This window comes from Candidatus Chloroploca mongolica (genome assembly GCF_004762035.2).
GTDB lineage: Bacteria > Chloroflexota > Chloroflexia > Chloroflexales > Chloroflexaceae > Chloroploca > Chloroploca mongolica.
In genome coordinates this window covers 36431-59023 of the sequence record NZ_SIJK02000005.1, presented here as the reverse complement: position 1 = coordinate 59023, position 22593 = coordinate 36431, and the positions used below count along the sequence as shown (strand labels likewise).

Genomic DNA, 22593 nt, shown 5'->3' with positions numbered 1-22593 from the left:
CCCTCCCCAGCCCTCCCCCGCTGGGGGAGGGAGCCGGACGCCCCCCCAGCGGGGGAGGTAGGGAGGGGGCGGAAAGAACTGGAGGTCTTATGTCGCTCCCATCGCTTCTCCATCGTCTCCGTGAGCGCGTGCCGCAGAGTCTGACTGGGGGTGCTATGCTCCTGGTGAGCGCCACGGTCGTCAATCTCGGCAACTACATCTACAACCTGATCCTGGGGCGGTGGCTGGGACCGGCGGCGTTCGCCGATGCCAATCTGATCGTGACGCTGTTCCTGGTGATCACCTTTGTGACGGTGGCGCTCCAGACAACGACGGCAAAGTTTGCGGCGATGTACAGCGCGTCTGAGCGACCAGCAGCAAGTGCCGAGCTACGGCGCTGGCTCGAGCGAGGGGCGTGGCTGAGTGGGATGGTGGGTTTGTTGATCTTCGCCGTTGGCGCACCATTCTGGCAGGCTTTCTTCCACACGGAATCGGCCTGGCCGTTCGTCATGTTCGCCTTGGGCGTGCCGTTCTATTTTATGCTCGGGGTCGAGCGGGGCATGCTGCAAGGCGAGACGCGCTTTGGCGTGCTGTCACTGAGCTACCAGGCCGAGATGTGGTCGCGCCTGGTGATCGGCATCGCGCTGGTCGCGCTCGGTTGGTCGGTGCTGGGGGCGACTGGTGGCCTGACGCTGTCGCTGGTCGTCGCCTGGCTGATCGCACGCAAGAGCGTGCCGTCAACACCGAGTGGCGAACCGCTGACGGCCAGCGAGCGCACAACGATTATCCGCTTTGCAGTGCCGGTCGTTGCGGCGCTGATCGGGCAGATTCTGATCAACAACAGCGACGTGCTGATCGTCAAGCGCTTTTTCGATGCCAACGAGGCGGGGCTCTACGCGGCCGTGGCGCTGATCGGGCGCATTGTCTTCTTCGCGACATGGTCGGTCGTCACGGTGCTCTTCCCGATCGTGGCGCAGCGCCACCACCGCGGCGAGGCGCACCGCTACCTGCTCTACGCCGGGTTGGGGATGGTGCTGGTGATCTCGGCGCCGATCGTGGCGGCGACGATCTTCTTTCCCGAGTTGATCGTGGGCCTGCTATTTGGTGCAGAGTATCTCGCCGTTGCGCCGCTGCTCGGCGGCTACGCGCTGGCGACAACTTTCTATGCCCTGTCGAATGTCGTCATCAGCTATCGGCTCTCGCTCGATAACGGAGGAGGCAGCATGCTCGGCCTGGCCGGTGGGATGGCGCAGGTGCTAGCGCTCTTGCTCTTCCACCGGGATTTGAACGAGGTCGTGCTGGTGCAGATCTATGTCAAGGGAGGCCTGTTCTTCGCCCTTGTCGCCTGGGATATCTGGCTGCTGCTACGACAACACCATGTGCGTCCAACCCTTGCCAGCGGCCCAACCGCAGATTGAAGGTACGTGATGGCTCATCTGCTTACGACCCTACGCACATTTCGTTCGCGGCAAAAGATCCGTCTCTCCTGGCTGATCATGGCTGTGGTTCTCTGCGGGGTTCTTGGGATCGGCGGACTGCTCGCGCTACGTGTCCTCCGTTCGACAGCGCCGGCCGAAATCCTCCCCGGGCAAACCCTTGCCAACGACATCGCGGCGGCAGTTGCCCGCGGTACAGGCGTACAGACAGCAACGGGTGCTTATGTGCCCGGTGATCGGCTCATCCTCTTTACGCGCCTCGACGAGGCCGAGGTAACGCGTGTGCGCACCTGGGCGATCGTTCAACTGGAACCCTTCACCAAGCGGTTGGCCACTATGCCGTCGCACGAGACGCTGACCTGGGTGATCGAGTATGGGCCAACCCCTGCCGAGCAGGAGGTATTGATCGTACCCCTGCACCGTGCCGAAAGCCCCGCCGCGTACACATACATCAGTGCGTCGCCCGCACTGCTGGCTGCGCCGACGGCTGCATCGACGGCTGCCCCGGCCCCGCCGATCAACCCGCCCGCGCCGGTGCCAACCGCAGCCCCTGTCGCCACGGCACCTGAGGTAGCACCGGTCATGCCGGCGGTGAATCCGGCGATCACGACAGTGCTCGCCCCCGGGCGAGTCACGCCCCTGCTTACAAGCACCTTCGAGAGCGAAGGTCAGACTGAGACGCTGTGGCGGTCACTCGCTGGCGACTGGGTGATGACCAACGGGGTCTACACCCAACGTAACGCTGACGGCTACGACTTTCTTAGCCTGGTCGACCTGCCGCCACAGGCCCACTACAGCTTCGAGACCCAGCTACGCCTGGATAGTGGCACGATGGGTGGCGGCATTATTTATAACGTGCCGAACCTGACCAGCCGCAATGGTGGGCAACTCATTGATTTTGACGAGAGCGGGGCTTTCCTGCGGTGGGGGCACTATGACGCTGACGGCACCTACCGCTACGACGGAGGCATCGCCCTTGACCCGGGCATCGACGATGGGCAATGGCACACGCTACGCGTCGTCACCCATGGGGCAACTAGCACGATCTGGTTTGATGAGCGTGAAATCGCCCAGATCAGCAACCTCAGTGTAGCGGGGCATGTCGGGCTCTCGACCTCGCAGGCGCAGGTCTCGTTTGATGATGTGGCAGTACTTGCGCTGCCCGAAGGGGTCACTCTGCCCTCACGCGCAACGACTAGCCAGGTTTCTCCATCCATGGCCAGCCTGATTGACGACTTCGACGACGGCGACGCGAAAGGCTGGCAGGTACTGAATGGCACATGGCAGAACCTTGAGGGCACCTACCGGCAGACGAGCACAAGTGGCGCAGATCTGAGCAGTGTCTCGCTGTTCCAGGGTGACAGGTATACCGCCACGGTGCGGCTGAAGCACCTCGACGGGTCGATGGGTGGCGGGTTGATCTTCAACATGGCCCGCCGCGACAGCAAGACGAACAGCCAGATCGTCAACTATACCCAGGATGGCAAGGTTCTGCAGTGGGGTCACTTTGACGAGGGTGGGAACTTCGTCTTCGAGGGCAGCGCCGAGGTACCTGATGGGGGCGATGATGCGTGGCACATTCTCTCGATCAGCGTTGACGATGACAAATTAACTATTATTCTCGATAATGAAATTATAGTGAGAAATGCCGAGCTCACCTACACCAGTGGGTACGTGGGCTTATTGGCAAGCAATAGCAGTGTCGCCTTTGACGATGTAGCGTTTGTGGCCAAGGAGGAGTAACAACGTGAAGCTCAAACTTCTCCGACGGCTGTTGCCAGACCTGCTGGCCACACTACTGCTCATCGTCCTGCCCCTGCTGGTCTTCTGGCAAGTCTGGGCTCCCAACCCCGCCGACCGTGTACTCTTTGGCGGCGACATTCTGATGGGCGGCTATCCGACGCGGGTCTTCGTCCATCGCTTATTCGAGGCGGGCATGGTACCGCTCTGGAACCCGTACCAACTCGGTGGGATGCCGCTGCTCGGCGATGTGCAGGTGGCAGCCTACTATCTGCCAAACCTGGTGCTCGACTGGGCCTTCCGCGGGAGCGAGGTGAGCTTTCTCGGCTTCGAAGTGCTGGTGATCGCACACTATGCCATGGGCGGGTTGTTCTTCTACGCCTACCTGCGTGGCCTCGGGGTGATCCCGGCGGCAGCCCTAATTGGCGCGATTGGCTTCGAGTTTAATGGCTTCTTCATCGGGCACCGGGGCCACTACAGCATGCTGGCGGTCGTGGTCTGGCTGCCTGCTGTACTCTTCTTGCTTGACCGCAGTTGGCATGCATTGCGCCCCACCAGAGCCATCGCCTGGGCGGTTCTCGCGGGCTTGCCCCTGAGCCAACTGGTGATGGCCGGCCACCCGCAAGCGACGCTCTACTGCGCCATCACCATCGTGGCGTACGCTGGCTTCCGCTGGGTAGGCGATCTGCGACGGCCAGCAACCGGGAACTGGCAGCGGCTGCGTGTGCCTGCGCTCTTTATCCTCACCGGCGTATTGGCCGCAGCAATCGCTGGCATCACCCTACTGCCTGCCGCCGAAGTCCTGAGTCGCTCACGACGCGGCGAGCCGTCCTTTAGCTTTGCGGTTCAGCACTCGCTTATGCCGCGCAACCTGATCACCCTGCTCGTCCCCGAATTCCTCAACTGGAGCGCTACCGAGTACCGGATCTACGCTGGCATCCTCACCCTCGCGCTAGCGGTGACAGCCTGGCTTGTGCCTGATCATGGTCGTCCTGAGCGACGTTTCTTTACGGTCGCGGCGGTCGCGGCACTGGTCGTGGCGCTCGGTGGGTTCACAACGGTCGAAGGGCTGGCCTACCGCTTTGTACCGGGGCTCTCCTCGGTGCGAGTCGCCGCCCGCGCTTTCTACATTGCCAACCTGAGCCTCTGTGTGCTGGCCGCTTTTGGGGCCGAGAGTCTACTGCAAGAACTACGTGAGGGGGAACGAGCGCGCCTTCGGATTCTCGTACGCAGCATGGGTTTCATGCTGGCAGGGGCGCTGGTGCTTGCGGCGATCGGCTACGCCCTGTTGATCGGAAATTATCGCCCGGTCGGCGAGGAGTTTTACTTTGCCGAGAGTCTCTTTAACCGCGAGCCCTCGGCAGACACCTACACGCTGCTGACGCAGACCGCCAACGCTTACGTGCTCTTCCTGGTGCTCCTGGCGCTCACCATAGGCGTGCTGTGGGCATGCAGCGCCGGGCGCCTCGGCGGACGAAGCCTAGCGGTCGCCCTTGCCACGGCGATGTTTCTCGACGTGGCGACCTTCGCGCCATATCACGACACGATCAAGGCGGACCCCGACACGGCGCGCTTCACCGTGCGTGAGTACGCTGCGACGATGCTCAATGAACCCTGGGAGATTACCGACCAGGAAGAGTTGATCGCAGCGGTCGCAGGCCTCCCCGATGGAGTGCGCATCGACAACACTGCCGAAGTGCTCCCCGACAACTACAGCCAGGTCTACCGCACCGCGTTTGCCACTGGCTACAACGTCCTTGATATGCAAGAGCGATTTGTGCTGCAGACCGAGTGGCCATACCTGAGCGATGCCGTGCGCCGCGATCTGCTGAATGTCGGTTACATCCTGACCCTACCCGACACCACAGAACCGCCCGAGGAGGGAGCAACAGTCGTACTGGAAAATAGCCAGGGCACGCTGTGGCAACGCGCCACTCAGCCGAGCTACGCCCGTTTCAGCACCAGCCTGCGCCCTGCTGAGACGCTGATCACGCTGAACGGTCTGCTCAACCGTCCGGGCATAGGCGTCGGCCAAGAACCCGCCGTAACGATTGAGGGTGGAGCACTCCACGAAACCTTGCGCCAATTCTGGCCCGAGGCGCTCGACGAGCAACTCTACGTGATCGGGACAACAGACATACGCAGCCCGGTGGATATCACCGTCCTGGCGGGCGGGCCGATCAAGTACAGTGCCGTCATCGTGGACGGCGTGACGGTCACGCCGGAACAGCGGGGCATTGTCTACGCCCTGATCGACCCTGTGAGCGGCACGGTACTGGACGCGGGCGGTTTCGATACGTATCAATCAAGTGAAGAGAGCGACCTGCTGGCCGCCATCCTGAACACAGCACCCGTCGGCACTATCATCGCCCTCGCCACCTACGACGAGGGCATCACTAGCCTGAATGCAGCAGGGCGAGCGGCGATCGCCGACTTCGGCGCAACGGTAAATCTAGAGGGCCAGATCGGTGCGGCGTATGGGTTAGTGGGTGTCAAAGGCAGCATGGCCGGCACAGCGCTTGAGCAACTTAGCCAGGAGCCGCTCACCCTCGATGTGGGCGTAGGGGCGCTGGAACCCCAACCCGAGGCCAGCGTGACGACGCGCATGCTGACCTACCAACCCGACCGCATCAGCATGCTCGTGCAAAACGACACGCGGGGCCTGCTGATGATCAACGAGACCGTCTTCCCAGGCTGGCAAGCCTATGTCGACGGCCTACCGACGCCTACCTTGCGCGCCGAAGGCTTACTCCGTGCGGTCATCCTGGCCCCAGCCCTGGAGGGACGGCCGCACGAAGTCACCTTTGTCTACGAGCCGATGAGTGCGCGTCTCGGTGGAGCGATCTCGCTCGTCGGATTGTCCCTCGCCAGCGGCATCCTCCTGGCAATGGCCGTAGCTGAGGTGCCCCGGCTCGCCTGGCTGCGGCGGAGACGCCCGTCGTTGGCGCTGGTCGTTCCCGAACCTGCCGTAGGTGAGGGGTGATGAAATGGAGCAAAGCAATGTCTCCCACTCGCATCTTCCGTCTTGCCCTGGTGGCGCTGGCACTGCTGGCATTGCTACCGTCCAATTCCATTCGTGCCGCCACGCTCGAGGCCATTGGTTCCGCCCCAGATTTGACGATCACCCAGACGATCAGTGACGAGCCGCTGCTGGGCGGTCAGGTGAGCTACACCATTACGCTGCGCAACCCTGCGCCAACGCCCGTGACCGACCGTGGCTACAACCTCTCTATCACTGATACGCTCCCACTTGGCCTCAGCTTTATCGCCGCCGACCCGGCCCCGTCCCAGGTGACAACGCAGGCCGACGGCACGACCTTGCTGATCTGGGATAACCTGGCCGACCTCGAGGCGGGCGAGGCGCTCGCGTTGAGCGTGAGTGCCAGGCTCGACGCGAGCCTGACCATTGGCATGGCGTTTACGAATACGGTTACCGCCAGGCTCAATAGTATGCCCGATAACAGTGGTGCCTGGATCAACGCCACCTCCTCCCTGACGGCGCAGCCTCAGGCGCTTGATCTCGAAGCGAGGGTTGCTCAGTCGAGCAGCGGGCATCAGGTGAGCGGGGCCGGTGAACTGGTCACTGCACCGGGGGCACGCGCCGGGGCCGACTGGCCCTATCGCTACCACCTGACCCTGCGCAACAATCAGGTCGGTACGACAACGGCGGTGAGTGTCACCGCGATTTTGCCAGCGGGAGTAGCGTATCTTGGCAACCCCACCATCAACCCGAATCCGACTGGTGCCACAGTCACACCCATGCTCACGCTGCAGGAGGATGGTTCACTCATCTTGCGCTGGCCCATTGGCACGCTGACCACGGCTCAGTATGATGCACCGATCAGCATCAGCTTTGACGCGGCGGTGCCCTACGCCTACCGAACGGGTGCCGACGGCGCTGCCGCAACTGGCCCCTTCGCTGGCCCAATGCAGGGCGCACCGATTCCCGAAGATACGGTGCTGGCCCTCACCTACGAGGCCCAGGGCGTGTATGGCGACCTCACCAATGCTGACGGAACCCAGACGACGCCGACGGATGATGCACCCGTAACGATCACCGCCGACTATCTGACTGTCAACAAAACGGTTACACCCAGGACGGTCGGCATCGGCACCCGGGTCAACTTCGATCTGACCATCTATATTGCCGAGTATTACCAGGCCACCGATGTGCTGCTCACCGATGTGCTCCCCGATGGCATGAGCTATGTGGAAAGCAGTGCCTCACAAGCGCCGTTTGCAGTGCAACCGAACAGACCCGGCCCCGGCCAGACAACCCTGATCTGGGCGATCGATCCGGCCTTGACCAGTCCTGGGGCCACGGTTGTGCTCAGCTTTGTAGCCGAGGTTGATCCCATCTACGAGGCAGCACCCTACACCGGTCAGCCCGTGGTCTCGGCTGATCGGCTGACCAACGCGGTCATTCTCACCGGGAGTTGGATCGATATGAGTGAGCCAACGCGGGTGGGAGCCGCCTCGCCCGACGAGGCCAGGGCAACCGTGACAACCCAGATGCCCTCGCTTGACAAGAGCGTCTGGCGCGTGGATCTGGAGGCCTGGAGCAGCGAGGCGAGCGGCTTTACCGGTGATACGCTGCGCTTTCGCCTGAGCTACGCCAGTGCGTCCAATGTTGATGCGCGTGCGATCATCATCCGTGATTTCTTGCCGCGTGGGATGCGCTATGTACCAGGAAGTGCCAGTCACAGCGTCGCGGGAAGCTTCAACAGCAGCCCAGATTGTACGAGCGCCCCATCCACACCGACGATCGGCACACTCGGTGGCCTGGAGTATCTGGAATGGCGGCTCTGCAATGCAGCGCACGGGGCCACCTGGGAGGCAACCATCGAGGCGCGCCTCGGGGCGATGCCCGATCTTCAGCCCGACTGGTTGGTCGCCAACTTTGGCAAACTCACCGGCCAGGGCACGCGCACCCCGGCCTACAGCTTGCGTGACAGCACCGCCATCGCGTACCTCGCACCCGAACTGATGCTCACCAAAAGCGCCAGCCCATCCACCGGTCTTAGCGGCGGCAGCGAGGTGAACTATACAATCACGGTCATCAACAACGGCCCGGTCAATGCCTACAACCTTGTCGTTACCGACCAGGTGCCGGCGGATCTGCTGGTTGCCGCCAGTGGCGGAAGCGCCAGTCCGAGCCCAAGCAGTTACGTCACGACGAGTGGCAACCCTGCCGCCGGGCAGGGCGGCGTGCTCACCTGGGCGACGGTGGCGAGTCTAGCACCCGGCGCGACGCAGACGTTCCGTTATGCTGCGACGGTTCCCGGCGGCCTGGCTGCCGGGGCCCAGATGACGAACCAGGCCAGTATTAGCTATAACAGTCGCGCCGATGGCGCTGGACACCAATGGGAGGCGACGACGAATCCCGAGGATCTCAATACCGACGACGAGACGGTGTACCTGCGCGGCGTTACGCTGAGCATGGGCGTCACACCCAACCCGCTGCGTCCGGGCGATACGGCTACCTGGACGATCACTGGCAACGTACCGGCGGGCGTCGTAGCCTACTGGCCGAGCATCCAGGCCAATAGCCTGCCCCAGGGCTTCACCTACCTGCGCACCACCGCGATCCAGGGCGCGACCCTCGACAATGAACCGAGCCGTCACCCGCAAAATCCGCTCGCCGATGGTCAGCGCGAGGTACGCTGGTTCTTGAATACGATCGACAATACGATGGGGAGCAGTGCTGCAACCTTCACGATCAGCTTCCAGACGCTGTTCAACGGCTATAGGCCCGGCAGCCCCACCACGCAGTACTACACCAACAACGCCATTCGCAGCAATGGCACGACCAGCGCCTACGCCGGATGGTACGACACTGCGGCTGGCTATCAGGGCACGGGTGGCGGCTACCACGGCTTCGATACGACGAGAACAACCCGCCGGAGCCCGCGGGCGCAGGCAACGGCAACCCTGGTGCAGCCCGCGCTGGTGCTTAGCGCAGGAACCGACCGAACGGTGATCGGGGCCAACGAGAATGTAACGTTGCGACTTCAGGTACGCAATCAGGGCTTCAGCCCCGGCTACGATCTCAGGCTCGAACAGCTTCTCCCCGCCGGCCTGACCTTTGTCAGCACCCAGTCGAGCGTTGTGAGCCTGCCGGCCAATTGGAGCGGTGCGACACCAGTGATCACGGATCTCAATACCCTTGGGGCAACGGCGCTGAGCTACGAGCTCGATCTGCTGCCGAACGGTGCCACCTGGACGACCCTGCTTGTGGCGCAGGCAGACGCAGGCATTGCTGCCGATCTGACGCTGACTGCGCAGGCGAACTTGCCGGTCTACAGCTCGCAACCCGGTGTGCCCGGCGATATTGATGGGGATACGATCCCGGACGAACGGGTCTATCGAGGCAACGTAGCGACCGTGATGCTCGCGACGCCAGGCTCAACGCTCGGCAAAACCGTCACGCTCGACGATGGCGAATTGACCTACGGTGGTACGCTGGTTTATACACTCACCCTTCCCGCCACGCCGATCAACGCGACGCTCTACACAGCCGTCGTGACAGACCCGGTCAATCTGGGCCTGACGATCACTGGCGTCAGTGCCGGCACCATCAGCGGTACTGTGGTGAGTGGTGCTCTCGGCACAATCCCACCGGGCGAACAGCGAACAGTGACGATCAATGCGCGCTTGCCCGAAGCCAGCCTGGCCCGTGACGGCGACGCCGTGCCGAACCAGGCGAGCTACACCACCGCGCACAGTGGACTGCGCACGAGCAACCCGGTGGCGAGCACTGTGCGGGTGCCGGCATTAGTCGTGAGCGCAGCCGCTGATCGGGCTGAAGTCCAGACCGACGATCAGGTGAGTTATCTGGTCACCGTTGCCAATGTCGGCAGCGGGCGGGCCGAAGCGTTGACACTGGCCCCAAGTCTGCCGGCGAACATACGCTTTGTCGCCGGCTCGGCACGGCTCAACGGCGCACCGCTGGCTGATCCCTCCGGTACGCCCTTGGCCTGGAGTCTGCCTGATCTTCAGGGTGGCACCATTCTCACGCTCACGTTTGACGCCGCTATCGAGAGCGCTGAAGCGGGCGTGGGCTACCCTGCCAGCTTCCAGGCCACAGGGCGCGATCTTCGCGGCCAGCCTATCCCGGCTGACAACAGTGCCCGCGTTGCGTCCGACAACGATGATGACGATCGAGCAACGGCAGCCGTCTACGGCCCGCTTGCCTGGACGACCGAACGCAGCATCGTCGCGTTTGAGGACCTCAAGAAGTTTAATTGGTCTGATTGGGACTACAATGACTTTTTGGTGCGCATAACGATTCGGCGCGGTACGCTTCCCTCGAACGACCTGGCAGTGGTGGAATTGCACTACGAAGCCTTAGCACGCGGGGCCGGCTTCCTCAACCATGCCTTCCACCACCAGTTGCCGCTGGCCGGCGGCGGTTGGTATACCCTGCGCGTACACGACCCGGAAGGTGCCGAAGTGCGCGCCGAACGTGCGGGCTTCAACCGTGATGACCCGATGGTTATCATCTTTGCCAACACGCGTGTGGCCCTGCCGCAACCAACCCCGACAATGGAACAGACCAATACCCGGATCGACCAGCAAGGTGTCGTTGCGGGACACGCGGCAACGCTGACGGTCGTGCTGAGCGATCCTACCGCGAATCCCCTCGATGGCTTGCGACCGTTGCCGTGGGATCCATACCTGCACGTCCTCGAAACCTCCCAAACGGTTCACCTGGTGCAACCGGGACGGCTCGACAATACGCAGACGGTGAGTAATCGCTTTGATCGCACGGCACCGCTGATCGGCTACGATCTGCCGCTGGCGCGTAGCTTCCCCGAGCAATGGCGCTGGCCGCAGGAGTTTGCCGGCATCTGGCGTGGCTATCCTGGCTTCGTGCAACACATCGCGAGCGGTGGTACAACAGGCTTGGACTGGTTCGCGCTGGCCCGCGCCGATATGGCATGGCTCTGGCCTGGCGCGATCCCCCGCCCAAATCTGGCGGCAATCAACGCCGCTGAGATTGAGCCTGACTCGCGTTACTTTGCCGCGCCCATTACCGCCGACCTGACTGGTGATGGCAGGCCAGAGATCATCATTGGGAACCTGCTGGCGAACCGAATTGAGGTATACGATGCGAGGCTGCGACCGCTCGCCGGTTGGCCCCAGGCGCTCGGCGGCGGTGTGCGTGCAGCAGCGGCGGTGGCCGATCTGGACGGCGATGGGAATCTCGAGGTTCTTGTTGGTGCCGAGGATGGCCGCCTCTATGCCTGGCATCGTGACGGCACGCCCCTCGCGGGCTGGCCGATCAGCGTCGGGGTCGAGCTTGACCGAACCTATCGGATCCTGGCAACCCCAGCGGTTGGCGACCTCGATGGCGATGGACAACCCGAGGTTGTGGTACCACTCTCGGATGGGCGGCTCTATGCCTTCAATGCCGACGGTAGCCCGCGACCCGGCTGGCCCGTGAGCATTGGCGAGGTTCGCGACGCCTACGCAAGCCAGATCCTCAATAGTTCGCCGCGCATCCACGATCTTGATGGCGACGGTAGCCCCGAGATCGTTGTTGGTTCGACCAATGGTACAGTGTACGCCTTTCACGCTGATGGAAGCCTCAACTGGACGTTTGCCACCGATGATATGATCCTGGCGACGCCGATGGTGGCCGATTTCAATCCGACGCGGTCAGGGTACGAGGTGGCGATCGGCTCTGGCGACGGCTACGTCTATCTGCTCGGTGCCGATGGGACACGACTCTGGCGGCGCTCGACGGGCTGGACGGTGCGCTCTTCGGTAGTTGCAGCCGATGTGGATGGTGATGGTGATCTCGAACTTGTCGTTGGCAGCGATGATGATAAGCTCTGGATCTGGCATCACGATGGATCGCGGCTGGCAGGTTGGCCGCAGGCGACAGGCGCTGATATTTTCGGTACGCCTGCGGTTGGCGACATTGACGGCGATGGCATTGCCGAGGTACTCGTCGGAAGTGACGACGCGCACGTCTACGCCTGGCATCGAGATGGTCAGGCCGTGGCGGGTTGGCCGCGAGCAATGACGTTTGCGGTGAAGGGTGCGCCGGCGCTCGCAAACGTTGATGCCGATCCTGCCTTGGAGGTCGTGAGCGCTGATATGGGTGGGGTGTTACGCTTGTGGGGCGGCCCCGAATCGATCTACTTGCCACTGATCAGACAACCCTGAGCAGGGCCAACACGGGTTCGTAAAAGTGGTTGTGTGCTTGCTCGCGGCGTAGCCGCGAGCAAGCACACAACCACTTTTACAAATGACGCAAAGCTGCGTATGGATCAAACCTTAGCGCCTTTGCGCCTTTGCGTGAAGACGGGTCAACCACACTCCCCCCGCTGTGACGGCGATAATGCCGCCTGCCACCAGCAACCAGAAGGGCTTCAGCCAGCGGGCCCATCCCGGCACAGGCGGGACATCAAGCACGGCCCCCGGTGCGAGCAGCGCTGCGGCAGGCTTCTCGCGCCCATCGGCCCTGATGACGCCCATATGGGCCTGCGGGCCAGTCTGCCAGGGCCACCTCCCGGCGACAGTGGCGGGTACGTGGGTAAAATCGTACAGCGTCCAGGCCAGAGTGCCGACGGCATCTACCTCACGCATTGCCGTGAGCAGGTCGGCGTAGTAGACGGCCTGCTCGGCCTCGGTGTGGCCGTGCGGGAAAACGCTGTTCCAGGTCGGCAAGCCGAACTCGCCGAGGAGCACAGGCCGGTCAGGAACCTCGGTGCGCAATGCGGCATAGGCGGGGGCAAATTCTACGACCGGCGCATAGTAGTGGAACTGCACGATGTCGACTTGGTCGGCCAGGCGCCGTGCGGCCATCGGACTCGACCAGCCGATTGTCACGAGGTGATGCGGGGCCAGACGCCGTACGAGCGTGACGGTGTGGGCCAGCCACGCATCCACAATGGGGGCACCCGAAACCTTGTCGTCCAGGTCAGGCTCGTTCTTGAGATCCCACATCAAGATGGCAGGGTGGGTAGCAAAGCGAGGCAGGATCGCCTCAAGGTGCCGGTCAGCAGAGGCCCATTGGAGCAAGCCATAGTCGGCGCGGAAGTCGAAGAGGGTGACAATCACCTTCAGATCCTGAGCCTGCGCACGGTCGAGCAGATCGCCGAGCCGGTCGAGCATCACGAGATCCACCCGCGGGCCACCGAACTGTTCGTATGGGATGAAGATGCGGATCGTGTTCAGGCCCAACCCCTTGATCCGGCTCAGGTCGCGGTCAATCACGGCGGGGCTGTATTGCGGCCAGAACGTATCCCACGGAGTGGCCTGAGGATAGTAGTTGATCCCCATGACATGGAATGGCACGCCCTCGAGCTCCAGACCCGTTCCGCTGGCGGTGACACAGGTGGGGCACGGCGGTACCTGAAGCGCAGGCGGCGGAGTGGCGGCGCGGCGCACCAGATGGCGAATACGCCACTCACCATCCTCGAGCAACATGACAACGTCGTAGTCGGCCCGAGTCGCGCCAACACTCAGGATGGTGCCGGATTGCGCGCGGATCACCTGGGCAATTGGGACATCGTGGTCAGTGAAGGCGACGACCGTGCCGTCGGCGCTGTAGAAGTGCAACTGGAGGCGGTGGGCCGTGTTGGTCTGCGCGATGCGTAGCCCATCGGCGGTGGCGCGACGCACTGCGGCGCTGATCTCGCTTCGCGCTGGTCCCGTGAAGTAGGTCGTGAGCCCGTGAGGCTCACCTTTCATATAGGAGAGGTTCCACTGGAGCCAGGCCCGGAGGTAGGTCGCCTCGACCTGGCTGCGCGTGAAGGCCTCGATCGGGCGGCCAATGTCGTCACCATCGGCGTCCCAACTCAGGGCGACGTGAAGGTCGGGCGGCACATTCGGTACGATGTTGAGTGCGCTGGCCGGCTCGGCCCCGCGCTGGAAATAGGCCAGCAGATTGGCGATGCCGCTCACCGAAGCCCAGAAACCTGCCGTCGCCAGGATAGCGAGCAGGATCCAGATGATCAACTTGAGATGAGTCTTGCGCATAGCCTACCTACGGTGCTGTAAACTGCGTTTCCCCCACGTTCGCGCCGACAGTAACCTCAACCTGATATGAACCGGGCACAAGGTCGGCCAGCCACAACTCGAGGCGAGCCCATCCGTCCTCAGTCGCTGCGGTGAAGGTCTGCGTCCATCCCTCAGGTCCCGCCAGAGTGAAGCGTACCTCCGTTCCTTCGGGAACCAGTTGGCCGAGATTACCCAGGAGTGGTCCGGCTTCCAGCGTGACGATGCCGGTCTTCTGATCGACGCTGGCGCGCACAGCGATGGTGCCGACGGCAAGGCCCGGTTTGAAGTCAAGCCGCAACGGCAGGCTCTTGACGCCGTAGAGGGTCGCGTAGGCCGTGAGTCTTCCGGGCGTGGCCGGCGACTGGAGGTAGGCCTCGGCTACTCCGTTGATCGTATAGGCCGGAATGAGCCGGAGGGTGCTATCGGGTGCCTCGACGACAAAGGTCACCAGGGTTCCATCAAGCATCTGGTTGCCATAGCGATCGACAATGGGTGAGGTACGCAGCGCCACGAGTTGGCGACCGTCGGCGGGCAAGCCCCTGGGGGGTGCGCTCAACGCGAACCGCACCGGCCACCCAGGCGTCTCCGTCAGGCTTGCCTCATGACCGTGCGCCTGGCCGACACGCACGATGACGGTAGTGCGTCCCGCAACGGTGGCACTCCAGACCCGTTCCCACCCCACGAGGTGCTGGACGGTTGTGCTGATAGTCTCGGTACGGGCGTTGGGCCGCACAAGGTAAAACTCGACCGGTGTACCGGCGGCCACAGGGTTGCCATGACTGTCAAAGGGGATGACGGCGGCGGTACCCCAGTGCGCCCCGTCGGCGATGATCGTGCGTGGGCCTACCAGGGCGGTCAGGGGGGCGACGACCTCACCTGGGGTGATCGTCAGATCGGCGTGGCCCTCGGCGGCACCAGCACGCGCCGTGAGTGCAACCAGACCAGCCACCCGCGTGTCTTCACCAGGCAGGTGGAACTCGGCCCGCCCGCCCTGAAAGCGAGCGCGGTAGAGCACCGGACCATAGCTGCCCTGGGCCAGCAACAGGGCCTCTAGACCATCAGGCGCATCGAGCCGCTCGGCCACAACGGTCAGAGGCTTGCCAGCCGGCAAGATAGCGGGAGTGCGAACCGTCAGGGCACCTGCCAGTTGTGGCTCAGCGTCGGACGCCCGCCCGGTGCAACCTGTTAGCAACACCAGCATGACGAAGAGGAGGATCGTCCTCACAAGGCCGCGCACCATCGTAGGCACCCTGGTTTGCCTTGTATCGTTTGCCTTTTGCCTGCTCACAGACCGCCCCCTTCGAACGCATGGACGCTCACCCGCAACGAGGCGAAGCCTGTCGCCTCAGGGAGCGGGAGGCGTTCGCGCCAGGGCGTGTCAAGGCTGACCTCGGGCACAAGGTTTGTCCCAAAGAGGCCGCTCTGCTCGCTTATGACCTCGACGTCACCATAACCCGCCAGCACAATATCGATCGGCTGGGCGCGCTGAGGGCGCACCGTGTCACGGATATAGACGTGATCAACCCAGGCTACCTGGTTCTGGTCATCGTAATAGGTCAGCAACACATGAGGAATCGTCGCCTCGACCGTCCCGGTGTTGAAGAGTTGCCCGCGGAGGTGGTAGCTCCCATCGTCCGTCTGCACGATCGCCAGGTTCTGCACGCTCAGGTTGCGGCTCAGGTCGTGGCGAGTAACAACGGCCTTGGCGAAGACGGCGAACGACCCGAGCGGTCTGGTGAGCAAGGGAGGCGTGAAGGCGTCAGGCTTGAACGTTTGCAAATCCACGGTATCGCTAAGCACGGCCCCAGCGACGCCCTCGAAGTCAACGCGGAAGGGCGTCATCTCCTTGGGGAAGAGCTTGTGCATCATCACTTGCTGGGCGTTGTAGCGCGTCAACTCAACGCCATCGGGGTCACGTAGCAGCGCAGTCACCGTCACGTCGGCGGGATCCGAGTCGCTGTTAATCAACTCACCGACAACCATATAGCGCCCCTCGTAGCGGACGAGGCGAGCCGAGAGGATCTGGATCTCGGGGCGGTCGAGGATGTCAGCGAAAGCCGTCGGCTTATCCACGATCCGGCGGCGACTGGTGGCAACCCAGCCTATCTCGCCGCGCCGGAAGAAGGGTTCTGGCGGCACCGTCGTATCCACGGGATCCAGCAGAATATACCAGCGACCGTCACGGAGAACCAGGGTGAGGTGCTGACGGGTCGGGTAGGTTGTGAGCGAGGTGACCCAGTCGGTCTCGGCGATCACACTCACCCGCTCGGGATCAGCGGCGACGACCTGCACATAGACGCTGTTGAGCTTGCCGTACGAGGCGACCATGCCGCCTGTAACCGAGAGATCAAGCAGGTACTGATCGTAGGCGGGCCGCGTCAACGGGTCAAGGCGTGCGTAGGCGCTGCTAAAGCGGCGAAAGTCCAGGTCGTCGTAGTAGTGCTCAACCACGGCGACCGGGGTGCGGGCCTGGCGCACGTAGATCGTCCCAGCGGTGGCGACACTCGTGACGGCGATAAGCATCAGCAGGGCGAGGCGCACATGATGCGCGGTTGGCGTGGCTGGCCGCAAGTGCGGCAAGCGCTGGCCCCAGTCAAGCCACACCTGCCACGGTACCGCCGGCGAGTCGTCGGTGGCGGGGAGCGCCGACCAGCTGCGCAGGTACCCGTCGAGCCACGCCCAGATGCGCTGCGCCCGCCCGATGAGATCGACCCGCGACCAGACCGCACCCAGCAGAGGCAGCAGAAGACGGCGGAACGGCCAGGTGATGGTGCCCCAGAGCCTGCTGCGTAGATGGAGGGGCGTGTGCAGGCCCCCTTCCTCGTTCAGGTTGAGCAGCCAGCGCAAATAAGGGAGCCAGATAGGCGAGGAGAACGCAATGAGCGCCGCAATGATCGCAGTCAGCGGGATGATCCCCCACATTGCCCGCTGGTAGAGCGGAATCTCCTTGCGGGGCAGCACCTCGGGCAGCGGCGGGATATCCTCACGCTCCCAGACCATGATCCCATTCTCGAGGCGCTGGAGCCGATGCCACCCTGAGAAAAAGAGCAGGGGGTCGTAAAACTGGTCATTCGAGAAGACAAACTTCAGGTTGTACTTGTCGGGCACGGCCAGGAACTGCTGGAGCGAGCCAATCCCGGGAACCCCGCTGTACTTGGAGCCCTCCAGTCGCTCGACCGGGGTGGTGGTCAACTCGGGGAGGCGACGGGCCGAGTGATAGTTGCCGTCAACCGTACTGGCCGTCGTTTGAGCCGAGAGCCACGCCATCTGGTCGCCGAAGCCCAGCGTCAGATAGCGCCAGCGCCAGTGCTCATCTTTTTCCAGGAAGGTCACAATAGGCTGAAAGTCGATCGGATCGGGCTGGAAGCGCCGGAACTGGGTCAGGTTGGCGACAAAGGCCGAAAGGCTGAGATAGGTGATGATCAGGCTCACCTGGAGCAAGCGCCATGTAATCGTGCCGAACTGCTCACGCAGATACCTTGCCAACCCCCGGTGGCGCAGGCTAACCACAAACTCACCGAGCAGGGGCATCATCGTAATCGTCGCCCAGAAGGTGAAGCGGTCGAGGGTCAGCACGTCAAACGCGCCGCCCAGCAACATCCGCGGGAAAGGCGTCGTGCCACCCGTGCCAAGGAAGACCAGAGCTGCGAGCGAGAGCGTCATCGGCCAGGCGCGGGTGGTCATGCCCTTATAGAAGACGTAGGGCAAGGCTATAAGCGAGAGACCATACGGGATGAGCCAGAAGACCAAGCCGGCACTCGTGTTGACGATGAACGAGTCACGCGAGGCGTGCGGAATCGAGACCTGCGTAATCGGGTCGGCCCTGCTCCAGAGCCAATAGGGCAACACCACGAACACAAGCGCGATGATCAGACCCGGGCCATAGACCGCAGCGCGCATGGTGGCAGGCAGCACGCGGCGCACGCGACGCACAACCAGGGGGCGCAGGTTGGCCCACGTGACCCGCCCTGGGTGCGCTAGCGGTTCGTCGGGCAGCGGCGTCCGAAAGGCTGTCACGAGCGAGAGCCCGATCACCGGGGCCACAAAAAAGACGGCACCAAAAAGCGTGGTCACATGGTGCCCCGCCGTCGTGGCTGCGTTGAGCAGCCAGGCGGTGAGCAGCCAGCGGATCTTGCCCTCGTCGAGCCAGCGCTGCACAAACGGCAAGGCGTTCAGCAGAAAGCCAAGCGAGAACATCGTTGGCAATTGACCGAAGACATGAACCGTCTCGGCAATGCAAGAGGCGAAGACGAGGATTAGCGCGGCATAGCCGGCTGCCTCCTCGCTCACCCAGATCCTCGAGAAGCGGTAGATGCCAAGGGTGACATTCAGCACCGCGAAGAGGGCCACGATCACAAAGCCGGTCTTGAGGCCCACAAAGGACGAGAGCAGAGCAATCGACTGTTGCGAGCCGGGCGGGTAGCTGGTCATCGGGAAGCCCGTATACCAGCGCGGTTCCCAATGGTCAAACCAGGCGCGAGCGTAGTGATCGGCAAAGAAGATATGGACAAATGCGTCGTACGTATGGGTGTACGTGCCGCTGAGCAGCAGCGCACCATGATAAGCAAACGCAATCGCCAGCGCCAGGAAGAGGTATGGGTTGTAATTGTTCAGCAGCGAGCGCATAAGTGATGGTGGATAATACTACTGTCGTACGTACAAATGTTTCGACTGTAACTCCTCCCCAGTATAAATCGTTTGCATTACCACGCAATTACGATCCTATCTTCGACAGCTTCCGGGAAGCTCTGCGCGAAGATGTCATGGCGCACCGACGTGCCGAACCACCGATGAGCATGCTGCCACCACCACGCAAGCTTCCCGGAAGCTTTATCTTCGCGCTGCCTTCGGCGTTGCTTACGGAGCAACTGGCGTGCCCAGAGTAATGATGAGCGTCGGACGTGCGACGGCATTCCAGTCGCCGGTTTTGCTTGAGACAAAATATTTGCCGCTGTGATAGGCGCTGTCAGCCGAATAGAGCGCCAGGCGCAGGGGGCTACCTTCCGCATAGGCCCGCGCCACCCCTGCGCTCACATCGAGCGTGCGTGACACGCCAGGCCACCCTGGGAAAGTGGGCAATGGATCAACCCAGCCAGAGCCGATGTTTTCACGCGCCAGGGGCGCATTGTTCCAGGTCAACGCCCCTGCTTGCCAATTTTCGCCGACAACAAAGGCCTGGATCAACGAGGGTTCGGCATCCTCGGGCTGCGAATTGCCAAATTGATGCAGGATCAACTGGGCTGAAACGACAACCTGGCCTGGCGGCAATGAGGCAAGCGGGAAGATCGCATAGTATTTCGCAAAACAGGGCCAGTCGGCAATATCGGACTGGTTCTGAACATTGAACTGGCTGCTTTCGGGCGGATCAGTCGCCTGGCCCCACTCGGTCCAGAAATCGAGGCCGTCGCCACAGGTCGTGCCGCCACCAACACTGGCATCCTGCACCACCAGGCCCGGCCCCTGACGAAGGGTATAGGTCGTCTGGTTCGTTGTCGGCGGGGACGTGTAGCCTGGTGCACCAAAAACAAGGTCGCCCCAGCTGGTCGGGTTGGTCGTCACGCCTGCCGGAGGCCACACCTGCACAGGGATGGGCGTACCGGCTTGATCATCACGATCATGCACTTCAACGGCCATCCGCCAGGCCGTACCAGGCGCAGGTGGCCCGGCAAGACCAAGGCTGCTAAAGGGAATGCGGAAGGTCATCGCCCAGCCGCGGTCATCGCTATTGTCATTGAGCGCCTGACCACGCCAGCCAGGGAGGGTCGTGAAGGCGACCGGAGCGGCAGCCCAGGCTCCTGTAGTGCCACGGGCCGAGGCTTGAAAAGCCGCCCCGCCGCCATTGCTTAGTTGCGCGGTAAACCGATAGCTATTGGCACTCAAGCCAGTGCCGGTACCAGGATCGAGATAGAGCGTCGCCGCGTCCCAATCAGTCAATGTGGCGACGGAAGGATTGAGATTATACCAAAGGCGGCGGTCAAAGATCGCCAGATAGACATAGAGTTCCTGGTCATTCGAGCTAATGCGCACATCAGTATAGTTCTGCGACGGCGTCACCTGCCCAAACCAGAAGAGCGCCATTTCGCCAAACTTGGTACTGAGATCCTGAACGGCGTGGTAGGGCGCGTGAACGCGATAGGCCGAGCGAGGTTGCGGGGTCGGCACCGTTGTGCTCGTTGCGGTGGGCGTGGCCGTGCTTGTAGCTGTGGCCGTCGCGGTACTTGTGGCCGTGCTTGTTGCCGTCGACGTTGCCGTGCTCGTTGTAGTCGGCGTTGCGGTCGACGTTGCTGTACCAGTCGCCGTGACCGTCATTGTCGGGTCACGGGTAGGCGTTGGCGTCGCAGTAGCAGCGGGCGTTGACGTTGCGGTTCTTGATGGGACAACGGTTGTGGGTGAAGGGCCGGGTTGAGCAACAATGGGTAAAAAGAGGAAGTGGGAAGGAATGACTTGCGCGAAGACGAGCACAGCACTAAAACTCAGACAACAGCCTATGAGCAACAGCACCCTGATCCGGGAACGAAACATAAGCTCCCTCCTCCACATGCTGGTTGTGACGAAGCATGCCAGCGTAACTGGCATGCTTCGTCACAACCAGCATGCATTGCGGCTACAACTCCTCCTCCACATAAATAATCTTGCTTCCCTGTGGTTCAAAACGGATGGGCACGCACCGTAACTCGGGCAAGGCGGCAAGGATCGCCGCGTGGCGTTCAACGGGGGCATAGAGGAGCAAAAAGCCACCGCCGCCAGCGCCAAGGATCTTGCCTCCCATTGCCCCGGCAGCGCGTCCACGTTCATACCAGGCATCAATACGGTCATTCGAGATACCCGAAGCCAGTTGGCGTTTCAGCATCCAGCCCTCGTGCAGAATCTCACCGAAGGCATCAACATCATTTGCGACCAGCACCGCCCGCAGATCGTGGGCCAGGCGGACGAGGCGACGAAGGTTCTCGCGCTGGCGGGCATCCTGCTCGGTCTTCGAGCGCTGCTCGGTCAACACCGTCGCCGTCTGGCGGGTCTGACCAGTATAGAGCATGAGCAGACGGTTTTGCAACGTCGCACGGGTTGTTGCAGAACAAATGACAGGGTCAACAAAAACCGTCTCGTCGGGATTGAACTGAATAAATTGCAAACCGCCATAGGCTGCAATATACTGATCTTGCTTGCCGATAGGCGCACCGCAACGTTCGATCTCAATATAACACGCTTCACGCGCCAGACGCTCGGCGCTCGCAAAACGACCGCAGAAGGCGTGCAAGGCATTCAACAGACCAACGGTATAAGTGCTGGAAGAGCCAAGTCCCGTGCCCTGCGAGGGGATATCGGAAATGGAGGTTATCTCGATGCTCTGATCGCGACCGGTCAACTTAAGAGCCTCACGGATCAACTCATGTTGGAGTTCTTCGACCGAATTGACAATTTCGGTGACGGAATAACTAGCACGGATCTGGTGATCAAACTTGGCATTCGCATTGATATAGATATACTTGTCGATACTGACGCTCACCACCGCCCCGGGCTCGTGGCGATAAAAAGCCGCCAGGTCACTGCCACCACCGGCAAAACTGATCCGCAAGGGTGTTCGCGAGATAATCATTCGGCTCCTTTTGTCATGCTTACGCCACCGGCCACAACGAACGTCGCACTATACAAGTCTACTGTATCAGGATAAACGCGGGCGCACAGCTTCTGCCCACGCTTGTGACAAGATTGTCAGCCGTGTTTAGACGATATTTAGCCACATTTTATAGGCGGCGACTATCCTGAGTAGGCCGATGAGCCTAGCGAGGAGTGCGATGCGTGCCATTTTCCTTGATCGGGATGGAGTAATCAACGAAAACCGTTCGGATCATGTGAAGACATGGGACGAGTTTCAGTTTCTCCCAGGTTCACTTGAAGCGATGCACTTGCTCAATCGCGCAGGGTATACGCTCTTTGTGGTGACCAACCAGGCCATCATCAATCGTGGCATCGTGACCGCAGCAACCGTCGAGATGATTCACCAACGTATGCGGCAGATCATGCAAAAATGTGGCATCATAGTAGAAGATCTTCGCTATTGCCCCCACCGTCCCGACGAAGAGTGCGCCTGTCGCAAACCGGCCCCTGGCATGCTCATGAGCCTGATTCAGGCCCATCAGATCGATCCGCAGACGACCATCATGATTGGTGATGCGCTGACCGATATCGCGGCGGCACGAGCCTGTGGATGTCGAACAATCATGGTACGAACGGGACGAGGGGCAGTCGATCTTGCAGAGAAGCCGGATACTCGTTGCCTTCCGGATCTTGTTGTTGACGACCTCCTCGCTGCCGCCCGGTGGATCATTGCCGAGCAAGCGCAGCTCCAGAGTCCTACCGACGCGCACGTACCTACACTGGTTGGGCGTAACCAGACCGAGCCAAGCCTCTAAACATAGTCAAGTGC

Annotated in this window: 10 protein-coding genes; 5 read left to right on the top strand and 5 right to left on the bottom strand. The window is 62.0% G+C overall.

Going from position 1 to position 22593, the window contains the following annotated elements; translation table 11 throughout:
- Window positions 1-89: 89 nt before the first annotated feature.
- From EYB53_RS04220 to EYB53_RS04205, 4 genes are read left to right on the top strand one after another with little or no spacing between them, the layout of a single operon-like run.
- Entirely contained in the window at window positions 90-1397 is a 1308-nt protein-coding gene (locus tag EYB53_RS04220; RefSeq protein WP_135476981.1) for an oligosaccharide flippase family protein, read from the top strand.
- Window positions 1398-1406: 9 nt separating this feature from the next.
- The gene (locus EYB53_RS04215; RefSeq protein ID WP_135476980.1) at window positions 1407-3158 is read left to right on the top strand and encodes a hypothetical protein; all 1752 of its coding nucleotides are present in this window, start codon (window positions 1407-1409) and stop codon (window positions 3156-3158) included.
- 4 nt (window positions 3159-3162) lie between these two features.
- Window positions 3163-6138 (top strand): interleukin-like EMT inducer domain-containing protein, encoded by a 2976-nt coding sequence (locus EYB53_RS26365; protein WP_135476979.1) that lies wholly within the window; start codon window positions 3163-3165, stop codon window positions 6136-6138.
- 17 nt (window positions 6139-6155) lie between these two features.
- Window positions 6156-12329 (top strand): FG-GAP-like repeat-containing protein, encoded by a 6174-nt coding sequence (locus EYB53_RS04205; protein ID WP_167857247.1) that lies wholly within the window; start codon window positions 6156-6158, stop codon window positions 12327-12329.
- Window positions 12330-12440: 111 nt separating this feature from the next.
- Here EYB53_RS04205 and EYB53_RS04200 read toward each other — a convergent pair whose 3' ends face one another.
- The 5 genes from EYB53_RS04200 to EYB53_RS04180 form a co-directional block, all read right to left on the bottom strand.
- On the bottom strand, window positions 12441-14147 hold the full coding sequence (locus EYB53_RS04200) for a cellulase family glycosylhydrolase (RefSeq protein ID WP_135476977.1): 1707 nt from the start codon (window positions 14145-14147) through the stop codon (window positions 12441-12443).
- A 7-nt stretch (window positions 14148-14154) separates the two neighbouring features.
- Window positions 14155-15408 carry a hypothetical protein gene (locus EYB53_RS04195; RefSeq protein ID WP_209949580.1) on the bottom strand — a complete coding sequence of 418 codons (1254 nt, stop codon included), beginning with the start codon at window positions 15406-15408 and terminating at the stop codon, window positions 14155-14157.
- Between the two features lie 44 nt (window positions 15409-15452).
- Window positions 15453-18794 carry a putative glycosyltransferase family protein gene (locus EYB53_RS04190; protein ID WP_135476975.1) on the bottom strand — a complete coding sequence of 1114 codons (3342 nt, stop codon included), beginning with the start codon at window positions 18792-18794 and terminating at the stop codon, window positions 15453-15455.
- Window positions 18795-19025: 231 nt separating this feature from the next.
- The gene (locus EYB53_RS04185) at window positions 19026-20690 is read right to left on the bottom strand and encodes a DNRLRE domain-containing protein (protein WP_167857246.1); all 1665 of its coding nucleotides are present in this window, start codon (window positions 20688-20690) and stop codon (window positions 19026-19028) included.
- A gap of 82 nt (window positions 20691-20772) precedes the next feature.
- Window positions 20773-21762 (bottom strand): GHMP family kinase ATP-binding protein, encoded by a 990-nt coding sequence (locus tag EYB53_RS04180; protein WP_135476972.1) that lies wholly within the window; start codon window positions 21760-21762, stop codon window positions 20773-20775.
- 199 nt (window positions 21763-21961) lie between these two features.
- Here EYB53_RS04180 and gmhB point away from each other — a divergent pair, with 199 nt between their 5' ends.
- The gene (gene gmhB, locus EYB53_RS04175; RefSeq protein WP_135476971.1) at window positions 21962-22579 is read left to right on the top strand and encodes a D-glycero-beta-D-manno-heptose 1,7-bisphosphate 7-phosphatase; all 618 of its coding nucleotides are present in this window, start codon (window positions 21962-21964) and stop codon (window positions 22577-22579) included.
- Window positions 22580-22593: the final 14 nt, after the last annotated feature.

Bases quoted from the DNA above. Each gene is read 5' to 3' on its own strand.
- EYB53_RS04195 (WP_209949580.1), bottom strand. From the start codon at position 15,408: ATGGTGCGCGGCCTTGTGAGGACGATCCTCCTCTTCGTCATGCTGGTG.
- EYB53_RS04220 (WP_135476981.1), top strand. From the start codon at position 90: ATGTCGCTCCCATCGCTTCTCCATCGTCTCCGTGAGCGCGTGCCGCAG.
- EYB53_RS04185 (WP_167857246.1), bottom strand. From the start codon at position 20,690: ATGTTTCGTTCCCGGATCAGGGTGCTGTTGCTCATAGGCTGTTGTCTG.
- EYB53_RS04190 (WP_135476975.1), bottom strand. From the start codon at position 18,794: ATGCGCTCGCTGCTGAACAATTACAACCCATACCTCTTCCTGGCGCTG.
- EYB53_RS04215 (WP_135476980.1), top strand. From the start codon at position 1,407: ATGGCTCATCTGCTTACGACCCTACGCACATTTCGTTCGCGGCAAAAG.
- EYB53_RS04180 (WP_135476972.1), bottom strand. From the start codon at position 21,762: ATGATTATCTCGCGAACACCCTTGCGGATCAGTTTTGCCGGTGGTGGC.
- gmhB (WP_135476971.1), top strand. From the start codon at position 21,962: ATGCGTGCCATTTTCCTTGATCGGGATGGAGTAATCAACGAAAACCGT.
- EYB53_RS04200 (WP_135476977.1), bottom strand. From the start codon at position 14,147: ATGCGCAAGACTCATCTCAAGTTGATCATCTGGATCCTGCTCGCTATC.
- EYB53_RS04205 (WP_167857247.1), top strand. From the start codon at position 6,156: ATGTCTCCCACTCGCATCTTCCGTCTTGCCCTGGTGGCGCTGGCACTG.